An 18018-nucleotide genomic window follows, 5' to 3' on the forward strand; every position below is an offset into this window, starting at 1 on the left:
CGGGTCGTAGAATCCTGCTGACGAACGAATCTAACGGACCGTCAGAAAGTGCGGGAAGGGGCCGGGCGTGGGGAACTTCTTGGCAGGCAAGGTCGTCGCCGTGACGGGCGCGGGGCGGGGGATCGGTCGCGCCGTCGCCCTGGCGTGCGCGGCGGAGGGCGCGAAGGTCGTCGTCAACGACTACGGCGTCTCCATCGAGGGCGGGGAGCCGACGTCGGAGGTCGCGCTGTCGGTGGTGAAGGAGATCGAGGCGGCGGGGGGTTCGGCGGTCGCGGTCGCCGACGACATCTCGACGATGGCGGGCGGTCAGCGGATCGTCGATGTCGCCCTTGCGGAGTACGGGCGGATCGACGGGGTCGTGTGCGTGGCCGGGATCCTGCGCGAGCGGATGCTGTTCAACATGTCCGAGGAGGAGTGGGACCCGGTCGTCGCGACGCATCTGAAGGGCACGTTCACCGTGTTCCGTGCGGCGTCGGCGGTGATGCGGAAGCAGGGCACCGGGACGCTGATCGGCTTCACGAGCGGCAACCACCAGGGGTCCGTGGCGCAGGCGAACTACTCGGCGGCGAAGGGCGGGATCATCTCGCTGGTGCGGAGCGCCGCGCTGGGGCTGCACAAGTACGGGGTCACGGCGAACGCCGTCGCCCCGGTCGCCCGCACCCGGATGTCGGCGAACGTGCCGATGGAGCTGAAGGAGATCGGGGAGCCGGAGGACGTGGCGGCGCTGGTGGTCTACCTGCTGTCGGAGCGGGCGCGCGCGGAGAAGATCACCGGCCAGGTCTACACGATCGCGGGCCCCAAGATCGCGGTGTGGGCGCAGCCGAGGGAGCTCCGGGCCGGGTACGCGGAGTCCGGCGCCTGGACCCCGGAGCGGATCGCGGACTTCCTGCCGGGGACGGTGGGGGTGGACCCGATGCCGATGCTGGCGCGGCTGGAGGAGATGGCGAAAGCGGCGGCGGAAGGCGCCAGGCCGAACGGGTAGCGGCGCCCACCTGCCCACAACTCGCGCAGCAAAGGAGCACGCACATGAGAGGTGTCGTCTACGACGGCAAGCAGGTCCAGGTCGTGCACGACCTGGAGGTACGGGACCCCGGGCCCGGTGACGTGCTCGTGCGGGTCGTCGCCGCCGGGCTCTGTCACAGCGATCTGTCCGTCATCGACGGGACGATCCCCTTCCCCGCCCCCGTCGTTCTCGGTCACGAGGGCGCCGGCGTCGTCGAGGCCGTCGGCCCCGGCGTCACCCATGTCGCCGCCGGCGACCACGTCGCCCTGTCCACGCTCGCCAACTGCGGCGCCTGCGCCGACTGCGACCGCGGTCGCCCCACCATGTGCCGCAAGGCGATCGGCATGCCCAAGCAGCCGTTCTCCCGCACCGGTACGGGCGAGCCGCTCTTCCAGTTCGCCTCCAACTCCTCCTTCGCCGAGAAGACCGTCGTCAAGGCCGTCCAAGCGGTGAAGATCCCGCAGGACATCCCCCTCACCTCCGCCGCCCTCATGGGCTGCGGCGTCCTCACCGGCGTCGGCGCCGTACTCAACCGCGCCAAGGTCGACCGCGGCGAGACCGTCGTCGTCATCGGCACCGGCGGCATCGGCCTCAACGTCCTCCAGGGCGCCCGGATCGCCGGCGCGCTCACGATCGTCGCCGTCGACACCAACCCGGCCAAGGAGGAGACCGCCCGCCGCTTCGGCGCCACGCACTTCCTGAACTCGACCGACACCGTCCGGGACATCCTCCCCACCGGCGCCGACCACGTCTTCGAGTGCGTCGGACACACCGGCCTCGTCCGCACCGCGATCGACCTGCTCGACCGGCACGGCCAGGCGATCCTGCTCGGCATGACCGCGCCCACCGCCGAGGCGAGCTTCCCGCCGGCCGCGATGTTCCTGGACAAGTCGATCCTGGGCTGCCGGTACGGCTCCTCCCGCCCGCAGAAGGACATCGCGCTCTACGCCGAGCTGTACCGCGAGGGCCGCCTCCTCCTCGACGAACTCGTCACCGCCACGTACCCGGTGGAGGAGTTCGCGAAGGCGGCGGAGGACGCCGAGCGGGGGAAGGTCGCACGGGGTGTGCTGACCTTCGGCAGCTAGTACCCACGCGGTCCAGGCGTCCGTCGGCGCCTGGACCGTAGAGGCCTTCGACCCGGTCGGGGAGGCGTCGCGCCGCCCGCGCACAGGACCTCGAAACCCCGTATCGGCCACCACCGTCGGCCCGTTACGGTCGTGGCCATGGCCTACCGCGACATCGTCACCCGCCCCGTCCTCGTCTGGTCGGCCGTCGCCGTCGCGACCCGGCTGCCGGTGGCGATGGCGCCGCTCGCGCTGGTGTTCCTGGTACGCGAGAGGCCCGGGGGGTACACCCTCGGGGCCGTACTCGCCGCCGCGTACGTCCTCGGCGAGATCGTCGCCGCACCCGTCCTCGGCATCCGGATGAACGCCGAACGGGCCCGGCCGCACCTCGCCGTCGGTCTCGCGGTGGGCGCGCTCGCCTTCACCGGCCTCGGGCTCGGGCTTGCCGGGCCCGCGCACCCCGTCGTCCTCGGCGTCCTCGCCTTCCTCGCGGGCGCCGGGCCCGCCGCCGCGCCCGGCGGTCTGCGCGCTGTGCTCACCGGCATGGTCCCGGAGAAGGCCGTCACGCAGGCGCTCTCCATGGAGTCCGTGCTGACCTTCGGCATCTGGGCCGCCGCGCCCGCGCTCACGACCGGCCTGGCGCTCGGCGTCGGCCCCGGCGTACCTCCCCCTACGCCCTGGGGGCGTGGGGGGACCCCCACCTGCTCCAGGGCGGGTTGATGGCGGCGTCCGTCGCGGGCCTGTGGGCGCTGCCCGCCGGCTGGCAGGCCGAGGGCGGCGCGGGCGACGAGCAGGGCGAACCGATGCGGCGCGTACTGGTGCGGGCCTGGCCGGTGTACGTGACCGGTGCCGCGAGCCTGACGCTGCTCGCCCTCGCCGAGCTGATCCTCCCGGCCCTCCTCGAACAGCGGTCGATCGGGATCGGTTGGGCGGGGCCCCTGCTCGCCGGGTTCTCCATCGGCTCGGCGGTCGGCGCGTTCGTCTACGGGCTCCGCGGCGGCTGGCCGGGCCGGCTTCCCGTGCAGAGCCTGGTCCTCATCCTCGGCGTCTCGGCGGGCGTCGTGCTGGTCGCCGTCCTGCCGTGGGCGGGCGCCATCGCCCTCGCCCTCGTCCTCGCCGGACTGCTCCAGGCCCCGGCGATGCTCACCCGCAACCTGGCCCTCCGCCGGATCCTCCCGCCGAACGCCCTGGCTGCCGGGTACTCGGTGATGTACGCGGCCGTGGGCGCCGGCTACGCCGCGAGTGGCTCGCTGGCCGGCGGCCTGCTGAAGGTCGTCGCGCCGTCCACGGCGATCCTGTGGGGCGTCGGCCTGACGCTGCTCCTCACGGCGATCGGCGCGGCCGGCGACTGGCGCCGTGTGCGTCAGGGCGCGTACGAGAAGGCGCGACGGGCACCGGAACCTCCGGCGGATGCCCCGGCGAGCGCGGACAGTCGCTGTCCCTCCGGGACGGACTGACGGCCCGCGGCCACGCGCGGCGCGCCGCCCCGACGCCCCTACCCCGTCGCCGCCCCCGTCCTGAACGTCCGCCGGTAGGTCGTCGGTGTCACGCCGATCGCCGCCTGGAGGTGGGACCGCAGCGACTGGGGCGTGCCGAAGCCGGCGTCCCGCGCCACCAGGTCGACCGGCAGGTCGGTGGACTCCAGGAGGTGGCGGGCCCGTTCCACCCGCTGCTGGGTGAGCCACTGGCCGGGGCTGATGCCGACCTCCTCCCGGAACCGGCGCGTGAACGTCCGTACGCTCATCGACTCCCGTACCGCCAGGTCCCGCAGCTGGATCGGCTCGTGCAGATGCGCCAGCGCCCAGGCGCGGGCCGTCGTCGTGGTCGCCGTCCCCGGCGCCGGGAGCGGGCGCTCGATGTACTGGGCCTGTCCGCCGTCCCGGTGCGGCGGTACGACCGTCCGGCGGGCGACGTCGTTGGCGACGGCCGCCCCGTGGTCGCGGCGCACCATGTGCAGGCACAGGTCGAGCCCGGCGGCGACGCCCGCCGAGGTCAGCACGTCCCCGTCGTCGACGAAGAGGACGTCCGCGTCGACCTGTACCTTCGGGAACAGCCGCTGGAAGTGCTCGGCCGAGGCCCAGTGCGTGGTGGCCGGCCGCCCGTCGAGGTAGCCGGCGGCGGCGAGCACGTACCCGCCGGTGCAGATGGAGACGAGCCGGGTGCCGGGCCGGATGTGCGCGAGGGCGGCCGCCAGCTCGTCGGTCAGCCTGCCCTCGTCGTAGACCGGACCGAGTTCGTACGAGGCGGGGACGACGACCGTGTCCGCCGTCGCGAGCGCCTCCGGGCCGTGCTCCACCTGAATGGCGAAGTCCGCGTCCGTCCGGACCGGCCCGGCGGCCGGGGCACAGGTCACGATCTCGTAGAGCGGACGGCCCCCGGCGTCCTTGGCGCGGCCGAAGATCCGGTGGGGAATGCCCAGTTCGAAGGGGAGTAGGCCGGGCAGGGCGAGGACGGCAATTCGGTGCGGCACGAGCAGACCCCTTGAAATTCCCTTTGTGGTTTAGACCACTTGCTGCTAGAAGTCGGGTCCGTGACGGACAAGCGGATGGACAAGCAGGCGGAGCACTCCCCTTACAAGCCCGAGGCCGAGGAGTGCATTCCCGCGGTGGCGGGGCCGGACCCCCTGGTCGTACCCGCCCTCTGGAACCGTAACTTCCGGCTCTTCTTCGTGGCTCGCGCCGCCGCCGTGTTCGGCGAGGGCATGGTGCCCGTCGCCCTCGCCGCCGGTCTGCTCGGCGCCGGGTATCCCGGCTCCTCCGTCGGGTACGCGCTGGGCGCCTGGATCGGCCCGTTCGCCCTGTTCGTCGTCTTCGGCGGCGTCCTCGCGGACCGCTTCACCGCCCGCCGGATGATGATCATCGCGGATGCGCTGCGGCTGCCGGGCGCGGCCGTCCTGGCCGTCTCCTTCGCCGTCGGCAGCCCGCCGCTGTGGGCCGTGTACACGCTCACCGCCGTCAGCGGCGTCTGCGCCGCCCTCTTCCAGCCCGGGGTCGCCTCCACGATCCCGCGCATCGCCCCCGACGTGCAGCGCGCCAACGCGGTCCTGCGGGTCGTCGAGTCCCTGATGACGATGGCGGGCCCGGCGGTGGCGGGCCTCCTCGTCGCGCTCTCCGGCGCGGGGGCGGCCTTCGGTGCCAACGGCGCGACCTTCGCCGTCAGCGCCCTCTGCCTCGCCCTGATGCGGATACCCGCGGCGCCGAACGACACGGCGGCCCGGGGTTCGCTGCGCGCCGAGATGGGCGTCGGCTGGCGGGAGTTCCGGGCCCGGAGCTGGCTCTGGGGGGTCATCGCGATCTGGACGGTGTACGGCCTGACGGTCGCCGGCCCGATGGTGCCGCTGACCGCGACCCTGGTGACGGGTGACCACGGCTCGGCCGCGTACGGCACGCTGATGGCGGTCAACGGCGCCGGCAGCGCGGTCGGCGGTCTGCTCGCCCTGCGGCTGCGCCCGCGCCGCCCGCTGGCGGCGGGCGCGGTGGCGCTGCTCGGCCTGCCGGTGAACCTCCTCCTGCTCGGCTCGGGGGTGTCCGTGGTGCTGCTCGGCGTGGGGCAGTTCCTGGGCGGGGCGGCCTTCGCCTTCTGGCTGGTGATGTGGTCGACGTCGGTGCAGACGCATGTGCCGCAGGACGCGCTGAACCGGATGCACGCGTACGACGTGGCCGGATCGCTGCTGATGATGGCGGTGGGCCGGGCGCTGGCCGGGCCGGTGGCGGAGGCGGTCGGCACGGAGGAGGTCCTCCTGGCGGGGGCGGGGATCGCGGTCCTCGTGGTGGTGGCGCTACTGGTGGTGCGGCCGATCAGGACGCTGCCGCGGGTGTAGCCCGTCAGCCGGCGCCGAGGGCGTGCCGTGTCCCGATCCTTGCGAAAGCTGGCATTCGGGCCAGTGGTCCGGGCGGTCCTTCCTCAGGATGCTGTGTGACGTGACCCAGACAACCGAGACCCCCGCGCCCCCTTCCTCGCGTACGCCCCGTGTCCACCGCGCCTGGTTCGTCGCGGCCGTCACGTTCGTCACGATCATCGGGGCGGCGGCCTTCGCCTCGCTGCCCGGGCTGCTGATCGAGCCCTTGCACGAGGAGTTCGAATGGTCGCGCGGCACGATCGGCTTCGCGGTGTCGGTCAACCTCGCGCTGTACGGCCTCACGGCGCCGTTCGCCGCGGCCCTCATGGACCGCTTCGGCATCCGCCGGGTCGTGGCGGTCGCGCTCAGCGTGATCGCCCTCGGCTCCCTGCTGACCGTGTGGATGACCACGTCCTGGCAGCTCGTCCTGTACTGGGGCATCCTCGTCGGCCTCGGCAGCGGCTCGATGGCGCTGGCGTTCGCGGCGACCGTGACGAACCGGTGGTTCGTGGCCCGGCGCGGGCTGGTCACCGGGATCCTCACGGCCGCGGGCGCCTCGGGGCAGCTCGTCTTCCTGCCCCTGCTGTCCTGGCTGGTGGAGAACCACGGCTGGCGCCCCGCCTCGGTCACCGTCGCGCTCTCCGCCCTCGCGGTCGTGCCCTTCGTCTGGCTGCTGCTGCGCGACCACCCGGCGGACGTGGGCCTCGCGCCCTACGGCGGCACGTTCGCGCCGAAGCCCGCCCCGGTGACGGGCGCGGCCCGCCGCGCCGTGACCGTCCTCCTCAAGGCGGCCCGCACCGGCCCCTTCTGGCTCCTCGCCGGCACCTTCGCGATCTGCGGCGCCTCGACGAACGGGCTGGTCAAGACCCACTTCGTACCCGCCGCCCACGACCACGGGATGCCGATCACCGCCGCGGCCTCGCTGCTCGCCGTCATCGGTGTCTTCGACGTCGTCGGGACGATCGCCTCCGGCTGGTTCACGGACCGCTTCGAGGCGCGCCGGCTGCTCGCCGTGTACTACGCGCTGCGCGGGATCTCGCTGCTGTTCCTGCCCATGCTGCTGGCCCCGTCGGTGCACCCGCCGATGGTCTTCTTCATCGTCTTCTACGGTCTGGACTGGGTGGCCACGGTCCCGCCGACGATCGCCCTGTGCCGCGAGCACTACGGCGAGGACAGCGCGATCGTCTTCGGCTGGGTCCTCGCCTCCCACCAGGTGGGCGCGGCGGTGGTCGCCTTCGCGGGCGGCGTGGCCCGGGACCTCACCGGCTCGTACGACGTGGTCTGGTACGCCTCGGGCGCCCTGTGTGCGGCGGCGGCGCTGATGGCCCTGGTGATCCGCCGCCGGCCCGCGGCCCCCGTGGCGCTCTCCCAGGTCTCCTAGACCTCCCGGTGTCCCAGGTCTCCCAGGACTCCTGGCTCCCCTGGGTCTCCTAGGCGCTGAACCGCCCGAACCGCCCCCGGTGGAAGAGCAGCGGCTCGCCGTCCCCGTCTGCGTCCCGGGTGCCCAGGGCCTCGACCCGGCCCACCACGATGAGATGGTCGCCGCCCGTGTGGACCGTGGCGATCGTGCAGTCGACCCAGGCCGGGGCCCCGACCAGGCGCGGTGAGCCCGTCACCGGCGCGCCGTCGTACCCCACGCCCGCGAACTTGTCGGCCCCGCTCTTCGCGAAGCCCCGGCACAACTCCCCTTGGTCCGCGCCCAGGATGTTGACGCAGAAGACGCCGGCGCGGGCGATCCGGGGCCAGGTGGTCGACGTACGGGCGACCATGAAGGCCACCAGGGGCGGGTCCAGGGAGAGGGAGGCGAAGGACTGGCAGGCGAAGCCGGCCGGGCCGTCGGGGTCGAGCGCCGTCACGACGGTGACGCCGCTCGCGAAGTGCCCGAGCACGCGCCGGAACTCGGCCGGGTCGACGGGCAGCCGCTCGTCCTCCCGTACCGCCCGGAGCCGCGGCCTGGGGTGTGGTTCGACGGCCGTGGGCGACCCGGCCGACCTGAGGTATCGGACGGCGGTGGCCGCCATCCCAGCATGTCCCATCACACCGTCCATTGAAGCTGACGATGCGTCAGATGGATACCCTCCGGCCACCACGGGTACGGAAAGACCCCGGGACGGGCTTCACCAGCCCGTCCCGGGGTCTTCCGGTTCACAGCTCGATCAGGCCGCGACGGCACCCGTCGACGGGGTCCACGCGACACCCGCGTAGTGCGCGGGCCGGTACGCGTTCACGCGGACGGTGATCTTCATGCCGCGCTGCGCCTTGGTCAGCGTCAGCGTGGCACGTGTCGCCCCGCTGATCGGCTTCCCGTTGGCGTACCACTGGTAGCCGTACGAGGTCGGCGCCTGCGTCCACGTCCCCCGGTTCAGCGTCAGCGTGCGGCCGACCTTGACCGTTCCGGTGACGTACGGCGCGCGCGTCGCGGTCGCGGCGTACCCGTACGCGACGGCGACCGCCGTCGTCGTGGCCGAGCCGCTCAGGTGCCCGGTGCGGTGCGCCGTGACGGTCACCGTGATCTTCTTCCCCAGGGCCGAGGCGGGGAGGGTGTAGCCCGCCCCCGTCGCACCCGGGATCGCGACGCCGTTCGCCTTCCACTGGTACGTGTACGAGGTCGGCGTCACCGACCAGGAGCCGTTGCCGGCGGTCACCTTGGCGCCGACCGCCACCGTGCCGGTGAGGGCCGGGGCGGCGGTGGACCGGATCGGGGCGTCGACGGTGAACGAGCCCTTGTCGTACTGCGTGCCGGTGGTGGTGTGCGACACGATGCCCACTCCGTGGCTGTACGACCCAGCGGCCCGAGCAGGGCGGTCAGGGCGGCTACCGCCCCTCGTACCGAGGCGTCCGTCGCTCGACGAAGCTCGCCACGCCCTCGTTCGCGTCCCGCGTCGTCATATTGATCTCCTGCGCCGCCGCCTCCGCCGCGAACGCGGTGGCACGGTCGGTGTCCAGCGAGGCGTTCACCAGCTGCTTCGTGAGCGCCAGCGCGCGCGTCGGGCCCTGGGCAAGCCGCTCGGCCCACTCCCGCGCGCTCTTCTCCAACTCCTCGGCCGGGACCACCCGGTTCACCAGACCCAGCTCCCGGGCGTCGTGCGCCGTCACCGCGTCGCCGAAGAACATCAGCTCCTTCGCCCGCTGCGGCCCGATCAGCCGCGGCAGCAGATACGCCCCGCCCCCGTCCGGCACCAGGCCGCGCCGTACGAACACCTCGATGAACTTCGCCGGCTCCGCCGCCAGCACGAGATCGCAGGCGAACGCCAGATGCGCGCCGATCCCGGCCGCCGTCCCGTTCACCGCCGCGATCACCGGCTTCTCGCAGTCCAGTACGGCCCCGATGAGGCGCTGCGCGCCCTGCCGGATCGTCCGCGCCACGTCACCGGGGACACGGGCGCCCGACGACGGCGCCCCCCGCAGGTCGGCGCCCGCGCAGAAGCCCCGTCCGGTGGCCGTCACCACCACCGCCCGTACGTCCGGGTCGGCGGACGCCTCCCCGAGCAGTGCGATGATCCGCTCCCGCTGGTCCCAGGTGACGGCGTTCATCGCCTCGGGCCGGTTGAGCGTGATCCACGAGACGCCGTTCTCGACGGTGTGCAGCAGGTCCTCGATCGGCTCTTCCACCGGTGCCTCGGTCGCGTCTTCCATCAGGGCTCCTATCGGCAGACCGCGAGCGCGTCGAGCGCCACCGCGCCCTGGCCGCGCGGCAGCACCATCAGCGGGTTGATGTCCAGTTCGGCGAGGTCGCCGTCCAGCTCGAGCGCCATCCGCTGCACCCGCAGCACGACCTCCACCAGCGCGTCCACGTCCGCCGGCGGAGCGCCCCGTACGCCCTTCAGCAGGGCCTGCCCGCGCAGTTCGCCGAGCATGTCCCTGGCCTGGTCCTCGCCGAACGGCGGCACGCGCACGGACGCGTCGTTCAGGACCTCGACCAGGACGCCGCCCAGGCCCACCGTGACCGTCGGCCCGAAGAGCGGGTCGCGGGTCACGCCCACCACCATCTCGACCCCTCGCCCCACCATCTGGCAGACCAGGATCCCGTCGAGGTCGATGCCCTCGTAGCGCGCGATGTCGGTGAGCTCCCGGTACGCGTCCCGGACCTGGCTCGCCGAGGTCAACCCGACCTTCACAAGGCCCAGTTCGGTCTTGTGGGCGAGCTGCGCGCCCGAGGCCTTCATCACCACCGGATAGCCGACGAGCCCGGCCGCCCGGACCGCCGCCGCCGCGCTCGTCACCAGCTGCTCGCGCGGCACCCGGATCCCGTACGCCCGCAGGAGCTGCTTCGCCGCGTGCTCGCTGAGCTGCCGGCCCGGCCGCATCAGGGCCTGGGCCTTGCGGAAGGAGGGGGAGGGGGTGCGCGGGGCCTCGTCGAAGGGGGAGCGGTAGGCGGTGGTGAAGCGGTGGTGGTCGAGGTAGGCCTTCACGGCCCCGATGCAGTTGGAGAACGTACGGAAGGTGGCCACGCGCGAGGATCCGAGCAGGGTCTCCCGGTAGGCCGCCTCCGTCCCGACCGGCGAGCCCCACACGACGCACACCAGCTTGTCGGTGGCCTCGGCCGCGTGGACCAGGTCCTGCGCGAGCTTGTCGCTCATGGGCGGGAAGGGCCCGGTGATCGGACAGATCAGGACGCCGACGGACGGGTCGGCGAGGATCGCGTCGATGATCTTCCGCCCCCGCCAGTCGCCCACGGGGTGACCGCCGTTGTCGACGGGGTTCGCGACATTGAGGTAGTCGGGTATCCACTGGTGCAGCTCGTCCTGCTTGGCCTGCGGCAGCGTCGGCAGGCGCAGTCCGGCGGCCGTGGCGAGGTCGGAGAAGTGGGCGCCGGTGCCGCCGGAGATCGAGTAGACGACGACACCGTCCGCGACCGGCTTGCGAGCCCGGGCCAACAGGGCGGCGGTGTCCTGGAGTTCGTCGAGACCGTCGACCCGGATGACCCCGAACTGCCGCATCGCCGCGTCGACGACCTGGTCCGCGCCGGTGAGCTTGCCGGTGTGCGAGGCGGCCATCCGTGCCCCGGTCTCGGTCCGGCCGACCTTCACCGCGACGACGGGCACGCCCTGGCGGGCGGCGCGATCGGCCGCCAGCAGGAAGGAGCGGCCGTCCTTGAGCCCCTCGACATAACAGGCGATGGCTCCGACCTCGGGCCGCGTCGCGAAGTACGAGATGAAGTCGGCGGTCTCCAGGTCGGCCTCGTTGCCGGTGGGCGCCCAGTGGGAGAGCCGTACCCCCAGCTCCTGGAGGGTGTGCACCGGCCGCCCCTGGTGTCCGGACTGGGTGATGAGCGCGATCGCGGGGCCGTCCAGGTCCTCGCGGAAGCGCTCGAAGGCGTTGAGGTTGGTGTTGGGGCCGAGGAGGCGGATGCCGGACCGGCGGACGGCGTCGGTGAGACGTTCCTGCGCGGCGGCGCCCTCGTCGCCGGTCTCGGCGAAGCCGGAGGCGAAGGCGACGGCGAACTTCACCTTGGCCTCGGCCAGTTCCTCGATCACGGGCAGCGGGTCGGCGACGAGCAGGACGGCGAGGTCGACGGGCTCGCCGAGCGCGCCGACGGACGGTACGCAGTCGATGCCGAAGACGCTTCGGCGGGTGGGGTGCACGGGCACGAGACGGGCGCCGACCCGCTCGGCCCAGGCGATGAGCTGCCGGGTGATGCCGGTGTTGGGCCGCCCCTCGGCGTCGGAGGCCCCAACGACCGCCACGGACCCGGGCCGGAAGAACCGGTCGAGGTCGGGCACGGGGGCGTGCAGCGGCCGCCCGCTGACGTCCCGGTCGCCGTCCACGGCGGTGACGCCGTGCACGGCGACGCCCGGCGTCCCGGAATGCTCCCCGCAGGCGACCACGCGGGCGCGGAGATCGGTGGTGAAGGTGCCGTGAGTCGATCCAAGCATCGTTCCGCCCACTTTCCCGCTCGTGATTCCCGCTCGTTCCGGTCTCTGAACAACGAACTGACGCTTAGTCAGATTACAGAACTGACGGCCAGTCAGTAACACGTGTGCAGCAGATCCTCTGTCGATCTTTGGCGGATTCGGTGTGGATGAGAAGTGGATCACGGGTGCTAAGCTCCGCGTCGAACTGATCGGTTCATGCCAACGACCCATGTAAGTACTCAGGAACAAGGGCCTTTTCATGACGCTCAAGGCGCGAATCGTTGCGGTTCTCTCCGCCCTCTTCGCCATCGCCGGCTTCTCGCTGGTCTCGGCGACGGCCGCCAGTGCCGCCGGTTACGGCTGCAGTGGCTCGCTGATCGCTCAGAAGTCGATCCGGACGTCCCAGAACGTCCAGTACGGCACTCTGAACGTGTACTACAACTCGTCCACCGGTATGAACTGCGTTGCCGCGGTGAAGAACGCGACTGGCGGTGCCGGCATCGCCAGTGAGACGAACGTGACCATCTACCGCTGTGTCGCCGGCTCGGCGCCGGGTTCCTCCTGCTACACCGACGACAGCGACACCGACGGCGGCAGCTTCAGCTCCTACGCCGGCCCCGCAGAGGTGTACGCCGCGGGCCGTTGTGTCCGGCTCTACGCCAACATCTGGCACCCCACCAACGGCTGGATCGCCTCGTACTGGGGCGGTAACGCCAACAAGGCCGAGCACTGCGGCTGAGTCGTACGGTAGATGAGAGGCCCCCGGCGGACGCCGGGGGCCTTTCGTCTGCAGGGGCCTGCACGTCTGCGCGGCTGCACGTCTGTGCGCCTGCGCGGCTGACGGCTACCGCCCTGCCAGCGCCTTCGCGATCTTCTCCGCGTCGATCGCCATCTCGCGGAACATCCCGCTGATCGGATTCGTGAACCCCGTGAAGTACAGCCCCGGCGCCTCGCGCACCGTCCGCGCGCCCTGCGCCGTCGGCCGCCCGCGCTCGTCGAGGACGCCGAGGTGGCCCACGAGCGGCTCCAGGGCCCGCCGGTAACCGGTCGCGGCGATCACGGCGTCCGGGGTGATCGCGGAGCCGTCCGCGAGGACGACCTTGTCGCCCTCGAAGGACTCGACCGCGCCGACGATCTCCACCTTCCCCTTCCGTACGGCGTCGATCAGGCCCACGTCCTGCACCGGGATCGCCCCCTCGCGCACCCGCGAGTACAGCCCCGTGTCCGGCCGGGGCAGCCCGTGCTCCGACAGGTCCGGCACCGAGATGCGGCACATCAGCTCGCCCGCCTTGTCCACCAGGCGTACCGGCAGCCGCCGCACCAGGATGCCGGTGCGCTGCGCCGGCCATCCGGCGGTGGAGCGGCGCACGATGTGCGGCACGGTGCGCACCGCGAGCCGGACCCGCGCCGCGCCGCCCTCGACGAGGTCGGCCGCGATCTCGGCGCCCGTGTTCCCGGCGCCGACGACGAGGACGTCACGCCCGGCGTACGGGGCGGGGTTGCGGTACGCGCTCGCGTGCGCGACCTCACCGCCGTACGTGTCGAGGCCCGGCCACTCCGGCAGCCGCGGGGTGTGGTTGTAGCCGGTGGCGACCACGACCGCCCGCCCGGTCAGCTGCCGCCCGCCGGTCGCGTGCAGCAGCCAGTCGTCGCCGGCCCGCTCGACGCGGGAGACCTCGACACCGGTCACGATCTCCAGCTCGTGCACCTCGGCGTACTTCTCCAGGTACCGCACGACGTCCGCCCGGGCGACCCAGCGCCCGAAGGAGCGGGGCATCGGCAGTCCGGGCAGCGCGGAGAGCCGGCGGGTGGTGTGCAGCCGCAGTCGGTCGTAGTGCGCCCGCCACGAGGCGCCGACCGCGTCCGACTTCTCCAGGACGACGGCCCGTACGCCCTGCGCGCGCAGAGCGGCGGCGGCGGCGAGTCCGCCGGGGCCGCCGCCGATGACGTAGACGGGGTGATCGGGTCTGGAATGGGGGGTGTTGGACATGAATGCTCAGCGTAACGACTTGCTCACTTGTTGGGTCTCGGTCAAGAGGGGAATCGGTTGCGAAACGGTCACGTGTGGGTGGACCGTGCGGGGGTGCGCCGGGGATGTGTCAGGGATGTGCGGGGGTCTTGCGCGGACGGGCCGGGATCCGCTGAACTGACGTACCGTCAGATCAGGTTCGGGGAGGGGCAGGTATCGACCGATGCAGACCATCTGGCTGACCGGCGCCGAATGGCTCGCCGTCCTCCGCATCGGCCTCGGCCTGTGGTGGCTGGAGAGCTGGCGCCACAAGGACAAGAAGGGCTGGTTCGAGCGCGGAACGGGCATCGCCTGGGCGGCGGACGTCGCGGGCAAGCACCGGTGGCCGTTCGTGAAGAAGGGCTTCGACTCGGTCGTGGCCCCGCGCCCGAAGGTCATGGCGTACGTCGTCGTCTACGCCGAACTCGCCCTGGGCCTCGGCCTGATCCTCGGCCTCCTGACCCCCGTGGCACTGGTGGCCGGGCTGCTCCTCAACCTCCTCTACCTCGTCCTGATGATCCACGACTGGGCCGAGCAGGGGCAGAACGCGATGATGGCGCTGATCTCCCTGGTCGCGCTCTTCGCGATGTCCTGGCAGACCTGGTCCCTCGACCACGCGATCGGACTCTTCCGATGACGGCCGCCGACCCCGACATCGACGCCTTCACCCGCCCGTACTGGGACGCGGCGGGGGAGGGCCGGCTGCTGCTGAGGCGGTGCGACGGCTGCGGAAGGGCTCACCACTACCCGCGCGAGTTCTGCCCGCACTGCTGGAGCGAGGACGTGCGGTGGGAGCGCGCGAGCGGCCGGGCCACGCTCTACACCTGGTCCGTCGTCCACCGAAACGACCTGCCGCCCTTCGGCGACCGGGTGCCGTACGTGGCGGCGGTGGTGGATCTGGCCGAGGGGCCGCGGCTGATGACCGAGGTGGTGGGGGTGGCGGAGACGGACCTCCGGATCGGGATGGATCTGGAGGTCACGTTCCGCGAGGAGGGGGACGTCCAGGTCCCCGTCTTCACCTGCCCCGCCCGCTCAGACGGGTGAGATGTTGCGCCAGAGCTGAGCGCGGTTGCCGGAGTCGCAGGCGGACGTCGAGAGGAACGGCGGCCCGACGATCATGCACTGCCCGTTGCCCACATTCTTGATCGTCCGGCCGGAGGACGTTGTGGAGTGCACTTTCCACGCCTGGTTGCTGGAGCCGTTACAGGCGCCGACTCCGACGCCGCCGGGGTTCCCGCCCGACTGGAGACAGTGACCGGTCTTCTTGTTGACCAGTCGGAAGGTGCCGTTGGCGCCCGACGTGTAGGTCCACGCGTAGTGGATCGGGTTGCCGGCGCCGTCGTCGGCCCCGCACGTGTGCGTATTGGCGAAGTCGCCGTAGCCGGGGTTGTACTCACCCACGCACTGGCCGTTGGAGACGTTCTCCAGGGAGTACGTCCCCGAGGGCGCGGAACCGCCCGTGGACGGTGGGGGCGCCGGACGCGTGGTCTTCGGGGCGGAGGGCGTGGAGCCCCCGGAGCCGCTGGAACCGCCGGAGGAGCTGGAACCGCCGGAGCCGCCCCCGGTCGCGGAGGAACCTCCCCCGCTGCCCGGCAGAGAGCCGGTGCCGCCAGCTGCCGCACCGCCGCCCGCTGCCGCACCGCCACCCGCTGCCGCGCCACCGCCCGTGGTGGGTCCCGGCGGCTGGCCCGAGGGTGCGCCCGACGTGGAGGAGGGCGGCGCGGAGGACGGGCCCACGGTCGCGGGCGCGGGGTTGCCGGGAGTCGGCTGCGACGAAGTGGCGGAAGGCGGCGGAGTCGAGGCGTGGGGGCCCGCGCCCTGCCGGCCGATCTCGTACGGTCCGAGGGCGAGCGTCAGGGTCGTGCCGGTGGTCACGACGACCGGGACGGCGAGCATGATGAACCGGTTCCGTCGCTCGCGCGGCTTGCCGGCCGCGGCGGTTCCGGTGGCGGCGGCCGCATCGGGGCCCGCGGTCGCCGGCTCCTTCGAGTCCCGCGGAGTGAGCGACACGGTCCCGATGTCCTCGGCCCGCTCGCCCTCGGCTTCCTCCTCGGTCTCGGCGAGCTCCGCGAGCTGCTCGGCCGTGGGCGCCGTGGCGGCGAACGCGGCCCGCTCCTCGATCCGCTCCATGACGGCCGGCGGCCACCGGTCGGCGACGTCCACGTGGCCGTCGATGAGTTCGACGAGTTGGACGGCGGTCGGCCGGGCCGCGGGATCCTTGGCGAGGCAGGACCGTACGAGATGCGCCAGGTCGGGGGCCGTCTCCGTGAGCTGCCCGAAGTCGGGCTCGCCGTGGACGACGCGGTACAGCAGGCCCGGCCCGGAGCCGTCGCCGAAGGGCGGGCGGCCGATCGCCGCGTACAGCAGGAGGCTGCCGAGCGCGAACACATCGGCCGCGCCGGTCAGCTGCGGGTCGGCGACCGCCTGTTCCGGCGCCATGTACGCGGGCGTCCCGATGACCATGCCGGTCCTGGTCAGCCGGCTCTGGTCGGCCGCCCGCGCCACGCCGAAGTCGATGAGCGACAGGCCCCCGGAGGTGAGCATCACGTTGGACGGCTTGAGGTCGCGGTGCACCATGTCGGCGCCGTGCACGGAGCGAAGGCCGGCCGCCGCCTCCCGCAGCAGCCGCCACAGGGCCTCGGGCGGCAGCGGACCGCCGTGCAGCCGGATCGCCTCGTTGAGGGTGATCCCCGGGATGTACTCGGTCGCGAACCACGGCGGCTTCGCCGTACGGTCGCTGGCGAGCAGCCGCACACTGGCCCCGCCGGGAAGCCGGGCCAGATTGTCGAGCTCGTGCCCGAAGTGGCTCAGGAAGTCCGGGTCCTCGGCCAGCACGGGCAGCACCCGCTTGACCGCCGCGAACTTGCCTGGCACGGCGCCGAGATAGACCCGCCCCATGCCACCGGACCCAAGGACGCCGAGCAGTCTGAACGCGCCGATCCGTCGGGGGTCGCCCGACTCCAGCGGCGTGGCGCCGCTGCCGTTCAAACTCGAGTTGTTTTCCGGTTCCCCCTGCATGCGCAGGAGGATATCCGAGCTATCCATCGATCGGTATGGCTGCCCGGCGTCAGTAAGTCACAGTACTGTCCCGACAGTTGAAGCGATCTCAGGGGCCGCCTCCGCGAGCGTCGTGAAATGACGGTGTGAACCCGCAGGGGCCGTGGGGCTGTTGACCGTCCACACCGTCATACCGGCCGCCAGGCCGGAGCGGACCCCGGAGGGCGCGTCCTCGACCACCAGACAGTCGGCCGGCCCGGCGCCCAGCTTCTCGGCCGCCAGGAGGTACGGGGCGGGGGAGGGCTTGCCCTCGTCCACGGAAGCGGCGTCGACGATCAGCCCGGGGAACGGGAGCCCGGTGCGCTCGAAGCGGCCCCGGACCCGGTGCTCGTAGTTGGACGTGACGAGCGCCCAGGAGCCGGGAGGGAGGGCGGTGAGCAGTTCGGCCGCGCCGTCGAAGGCGGAGTACGTGCCCGTACGGACGTCCTCGTCCTCCAGCTCGTGGAGGAGCGCCAGACACACGTCCGGGTCGAGGCCGGGCGCGACGGCGGCGAAGGTCTCGACGGGCCGGGTACGGAGCGCCACCGCGTACACCTCGTCCCCGTCGAGCCCGTGGCGCGCCGCCCAGGCGTGCCAGACACGGCGCTGATTGGCGACGGCGTCCATGAGAGTGCCGTCGACGTCGAAGAGGATGAACTTCCCGGTCATGAGGGTGGAGCGTAGTGACCTGGGATGGGTGGGGGTGGGGCCTGGGGTGGTTGCGGGTGCGGGTTTCTGAGGTGGTCGGGGGCGGGGGTCTTGTGGGCTTCTGGTTCGGCCGCCCTCGCTCCGAGTGTGGCGGGTTCCACCGGCGCCTCAAGGGCGCTCCTTCGTCGCGTCGCTGCGCGATGGGCTTCGCCCACCCTTGACCCACCGGCTCCACCCGCCTTTTCACACTCGGAGGGCGGCCGGGGGGCGTGGCCACGCGGGGAGGCCCGGCCCCTTGCGCGCCGCCGCAGGCGGCCGTCGGGTACGTGGGTGGCATTGCGCGGCAGTTGAATGGGGCGGCCCCGCACCGGCTCAGCGTGTGACGGCCAGTGGGCGCCTGGGCCTCATGCCCCGCCGGTCACTCTCCGGCGGGGGTGGGGCGACACTAACCCCGCCGAGTTCGCTTCGTCGGCGCCCCAAGGGGGCCCTGAGCGGGCGATTCGGGGAAGTTGCAGCTGATAGGGAGCAGTTACGTTCGCCGACCTGTCCAGACGGGTCGACCGGCG

Annotated in this window: 17 protein-coding genes; 9 read left to right on the plus strand and 8 right to left on the minus strand. The window is 72.5% G+C overall.

Annotated elements, in window-relative coordinates:
* Nucleotides 1-67 precede the first annotated feature (67 nt).
* The 4 genes from ACFV9D_RS30765 (at nucleotide 68) to ACFV9D_RS30780 (ending at nucleotide 3524) form a co-directional block, all read left to right on the plus strand.
* Nucleotides 68-982: an SDR family oxidoreductase gene (locus tag ACFV9D_RS30765; RefSeq protein WP_385153411.1), complete on the plus strand. Its 915-nt coding sequence runs from the start codon at nucleotides 68-70 to the stop codon at nucleotides 980-982.
* A gap of 44 nt (nucleotides 983-1026) precedes the next feature.
* Entirely contained in the window at nucleotides 1027-2088 is a 1062-nt protein-coding gene (locus tag ACFV9D_RS30770) for a Zn-dependent alcohol dehydrogenase (RefSeq protein ID WP_385153413.1), read from the plus strand.
* A 138-nt stretch (nucleotides 2089-2226) separates the two neighbouring features.
* Nucleotides 2227-2787 (plus strand): hypothetical protein, encoded by a 561-nt coding sequence (locus ACFV9D_RS30775; RefSeq protein ID WP_385153416.1) that lies wholly within the window; start codon nucleotides 2227-2229, stop codon nucleotides 2785-2787.
* Entirely contained in the window at nucleotides 2787-3524 is a 738-nt protein-coding gene (locus tag ACFV9D_RS30780) for a hypothetical protein (RefSeq protein ID WP_385153419.1), read from the plus strand. The genes ACFV9D_RS30775 and ACFV9D_RS30780 overlap by 1 nt, the downstream gene beginning before the upstream one ends.
* A 38-nt stretch (nucleotides 3525-3562) precedes the next feature.
* Here ACFV9D_RS30780 and ACFV9D_RS30785 read toward each other — a convergent pair whose 3' ends face one another.
* Nucleotides 3563-4537, minus strand: a complete 975-nt coding sequence (locus tag ACFV9D_RS30785; protein ID WP_385153422.1) for a GlxA family transcriptional regulator — start codon at nucleotides 4535-4537, stop codon at nucleotides 3563-3565.
* 75 nt (nucleotides 4538-4612) lie between these two features.
* Between ACFV9D_RS30785 and ACFV9D_RS30790 the strand changes: the two genes are divergently transcribed.
* Both ACFV9D_RS30790 and ACFV9D_RS30795 read left to right on the plus strand, forming a co-directional pair.
* Nucleotides 4613-5887 (plus strand): MFS transporter, encoded by a 1275-nt coding sequence (locus ACFV9D_RS30790; RefSeq protein ID WP_385153537.1) that lies wholly within the window; start codon nucleotides 4613-4615, stop codon nucleotides 5885-5887.
* Between the two features lie 88 nt (nucleotides 5888-5975).
* Complete coding sequence (locus ACFV9D_RS30795; protein WP_385153425.1) at nucleotides 5976-7286, plus strand: MFS transporter; 1311 nt, start codon at nucleotides 5976-5978, stop codon at nucleotides 7284-7286.
* 49 nt (nucleotides 7287-7335) lie between these two features.
* On the opposite strand, the gene ACFV9D_RS30800 is transcribed toward ACFV9D_RS30795, so the two are convergent.
* From ACFV9D_RS30800 to ACFV9D_RS30815, 4 genes are all read right to left on the minus strand, one after another.
* A complete protein-coding gene (locus tag ACFV9D_RS30800) occupies nucleotides 7336-7926 on the minus strand; it encodes a flavin reductase family protein (RefSeq protein WP_385153540.1) in 591 nt (196 codons plus the stop codon).
* A gap of 135 nt (nucleotides 7927-8061) precedes the next feature.
* Entirely contained in the window at nucleotides 8062-8664 is a 603-nt protein-coding gene (locus ACFV9D_RS30805) for a hypothetical protein (protein WP_385153428.1), read from the minus strand.
* Between the two features lie 55 nt (nucleotides 8665-8719).
* Nucleotides 8720-9541: an enoyl-CoA hydratase/isomerase family protein gene (locus ACFV9D_RS30810; RefSeq protein ID WP_385153431.1), complete on the minus strand. Its 822-nt coding sequence runs from the start codon at nucleotides 9539-9541 to the stop codon at nucleotides 8720-8722.
* 8 nt (nucleotides 9542-9549) lie between these two features.
* Complete coding sequence (locus ACFV9D_RS30815; RefSeq protein ID WP_385153434.1) at nucleotides 9550-11781, minus strand: acetate--CoA ligase family protein; 2232 nt, start codon at nucleotides 11779-11781, stop codon at nucleotides 9550-9552.
* A 238-nt stretch (nucleotides 11782-12019) separates the two neighbouring features.
* Between ACFV9D_RS30815 and ACFV9D_RS30820 the strand changes: the two genes are divergently transcribed.
* A complete protein-coding gene (locus ACFV9D_RS30820) occupies nucleotides 12020-12499 on the plus strand; it encodes a hypothetical protein (RefSeq protein WP_385153437.1) in 480 nt (159 codons plus the stop codon).
* Nucleotides 12500-12604: 105 nt separating this feature from the next.
* Here the strand turns inward: ACFV9D_RS30820 and ACFV9D_RS30825 are convergent, their stop codons facing one another.
* Entirely contained in the window at nucleotides 12605-13750 is a 1146-nt protein-coding gene (locus ACFV9D_RS30825; RefSeq protein WP_385153439.1) for a flavin-containing monooxygenase, read from the minus strand.
* A 202-nt stretch (nucleotides 13751-13952) separates the two neighbouring features.
* On the opposite strand from ACFV9D_RS30825, the gene ACFV9D_RS30830 reads away from it, so the two are divergent.
* Both ACFV9D_RS30830 and ACFV9D_RS30835 read left to right on the plus strand, forming a co-directional pair.
* Nucleotides 13953-14405 (plus strand): DoxX family membrane protein, encoded by a 453-nt coding sequence (locus tag ACFV9D_RS30830; RefSeq protein WP_385153441.1) that lies wholly within the window; start codon nucleotides 13953-13955, stop codon nucleotides 14403-14405.
* The gene (locus tag ACFV9D_RS30835) at nucleotides 14402-14812 is read left to right on the plus strand and encodes a Zn-ribbon domain-containing OB-fold protein (RefSeq protein WP_385153444.1); all 411 of its coding nucleotides are present in this window, start codon (nucleotides 14402-14404) and stop codon (nucleotides 14810-14812) included. The genes ACFV9D_RS30830 and ACFV9D_RS30835 overlap by 4 nt, the downstream gene beginning before the upstream one ends.
* Here ACFV9D_RS30835 and ACFV9D_RS30840 read toward each other — a convergent pair.
* Nucleotides 14801-16786, minus strand: coding sequence for a protein kinase (locus ACFV9D_RS30840; protein ID WP_385153447.1), 1986 nt, complete (start codon nucleotides 16784-16786; stop codon nucleotides 14801-14803). The genes ACFV9D_RS30835 and ACFV9D_RS30840 overlap by 12 nt on opposite strands.
* A gap of 57 nt (nucleotides 16787-16843) precedes the next feature.
* On the minus strand, nucleotides 16844-17473 hold the full coding sequence (locus tag ACFV9D_RS30845) for an HAD family hydrolase (RefSeq protein ID WP_385153450.1): 630 nt from the start codon (nucleotides 17471-17473) through the stop codon (nucleotides 16844-16846).
* Nucleotides 17474-18018 lie beyond the last annotated feature (545 nt).

It is taken from the genome of Streptomyces sp. NPDC059875, from assembly GCF_042731085.1.
Taxonomy (GTDB): domain Bacteria; phylum Actinomycetota; class Actinomycetes; order Streptomycetales; family Streptomycetaceae; genus Streptomyces.

Bases quoted from the DNA above. Each gene is read 5' to 3' on its own strand.
- ACFV9D_RS30825 (WP_385153439.1), bottom strand. From the start codon at position 13,750: ATGTCCAACACCCCCCATTCCAGACCCGATCACCCCGTCTACGTCATC.
- ACFV9D_RS30770 (WP_385153413.1), top strand. From the start codon at position 1,027: ATGAGAGGTGTCGTCTACGACGGCAAGCAGGTCCAGGTCGTGCACGAC.
- ACFV9D_RS30835 (WP_385153444.1), top strand. From the start codon at position 14,402: ATGACGGCCGCCGACCCCGACATCGACGCCTTCACCCGCCCGTACTGG.
- ACFV9D_RS30830 (WP_385153441.1), top strand. From the start codon at position 13,953: ATGCAGACCATCTGGCTGACCGGCGCCGAATGGCTCGCCGTCCTCCGC.
- ACFV9D_RS30815 (WP_385153434.1), bottom strand. From the start codon at position 11,781: ATGCTTGGATCGACTCACGGCACCTTCACCACCGATCTCCGCGCCCGC.
- ACFV9D_RS30790 (WP_385153537.1), top strand. From the start codon at position 4,613: ATGGACAAGCAGGCGGAGCACTCCCCTTACAAGCCCGAGGCCGAGGAG.
- ACFV9D_RS30840 (WP_385153447.1), bottom strand. From the start codon at position 16,786: ATGCAGGGGGAACCGGAAAACAACTCGAGTTTGAACGGCAGCGGCGCC.
- ACFV9D_RS30810 (WP_385153431.1), bottom strand. From the start codon at position 9,541: ATGGAAGACGCGACCGAGGCACCGGTGGAAGAGCCGATCGAGGACCTG.
- ACFV9D_RS30820 (WP_385153437.1), top strand. From the start codon at position 12,020: ATGACGCTCAAGGCGCGAATCGTTGCGGTTCTCTCCGCCCTCTTCGCC.
- ACFV9D_RS30800 (WP_385153540.1), bottom strand. From the start codon at position 7,926: ATGGCGGCCACCGCCGTCCGATACCTCAGGTCGGCCGGGTCGCCCACG.
- ACFV9D_RS30775 (WP_385153416.1), top strand. From the start codon at position 2,227: ATGGCCTACCGCGACATCGTCACCCGCCCCGTCCTCGTCTGGTCGGCC.
- ACFV9D_RS30845 (WP_385153450.1), bottom strand. From the start codon at position 17,473: ATGACCGGGAAGTTCATCCTCTTCGACGTCGACGGCACTCTCATGGAC.
- ACFV9D_RS30780 (WP_385153419.1), top strand. From the start codon at position 2,787: ATGGCGGCGTCCGTCGCGGGCCTGTGGGCGCTGCCCGCCGGCTGGCAG.
- ACFV9D_RS30795 (WP_385153425.1), top strand. From the start codon at position 5,976: ATGCTGTGTGACGTGACCCAGACAACCGAGACCCCCGCGCCCCCTTCC.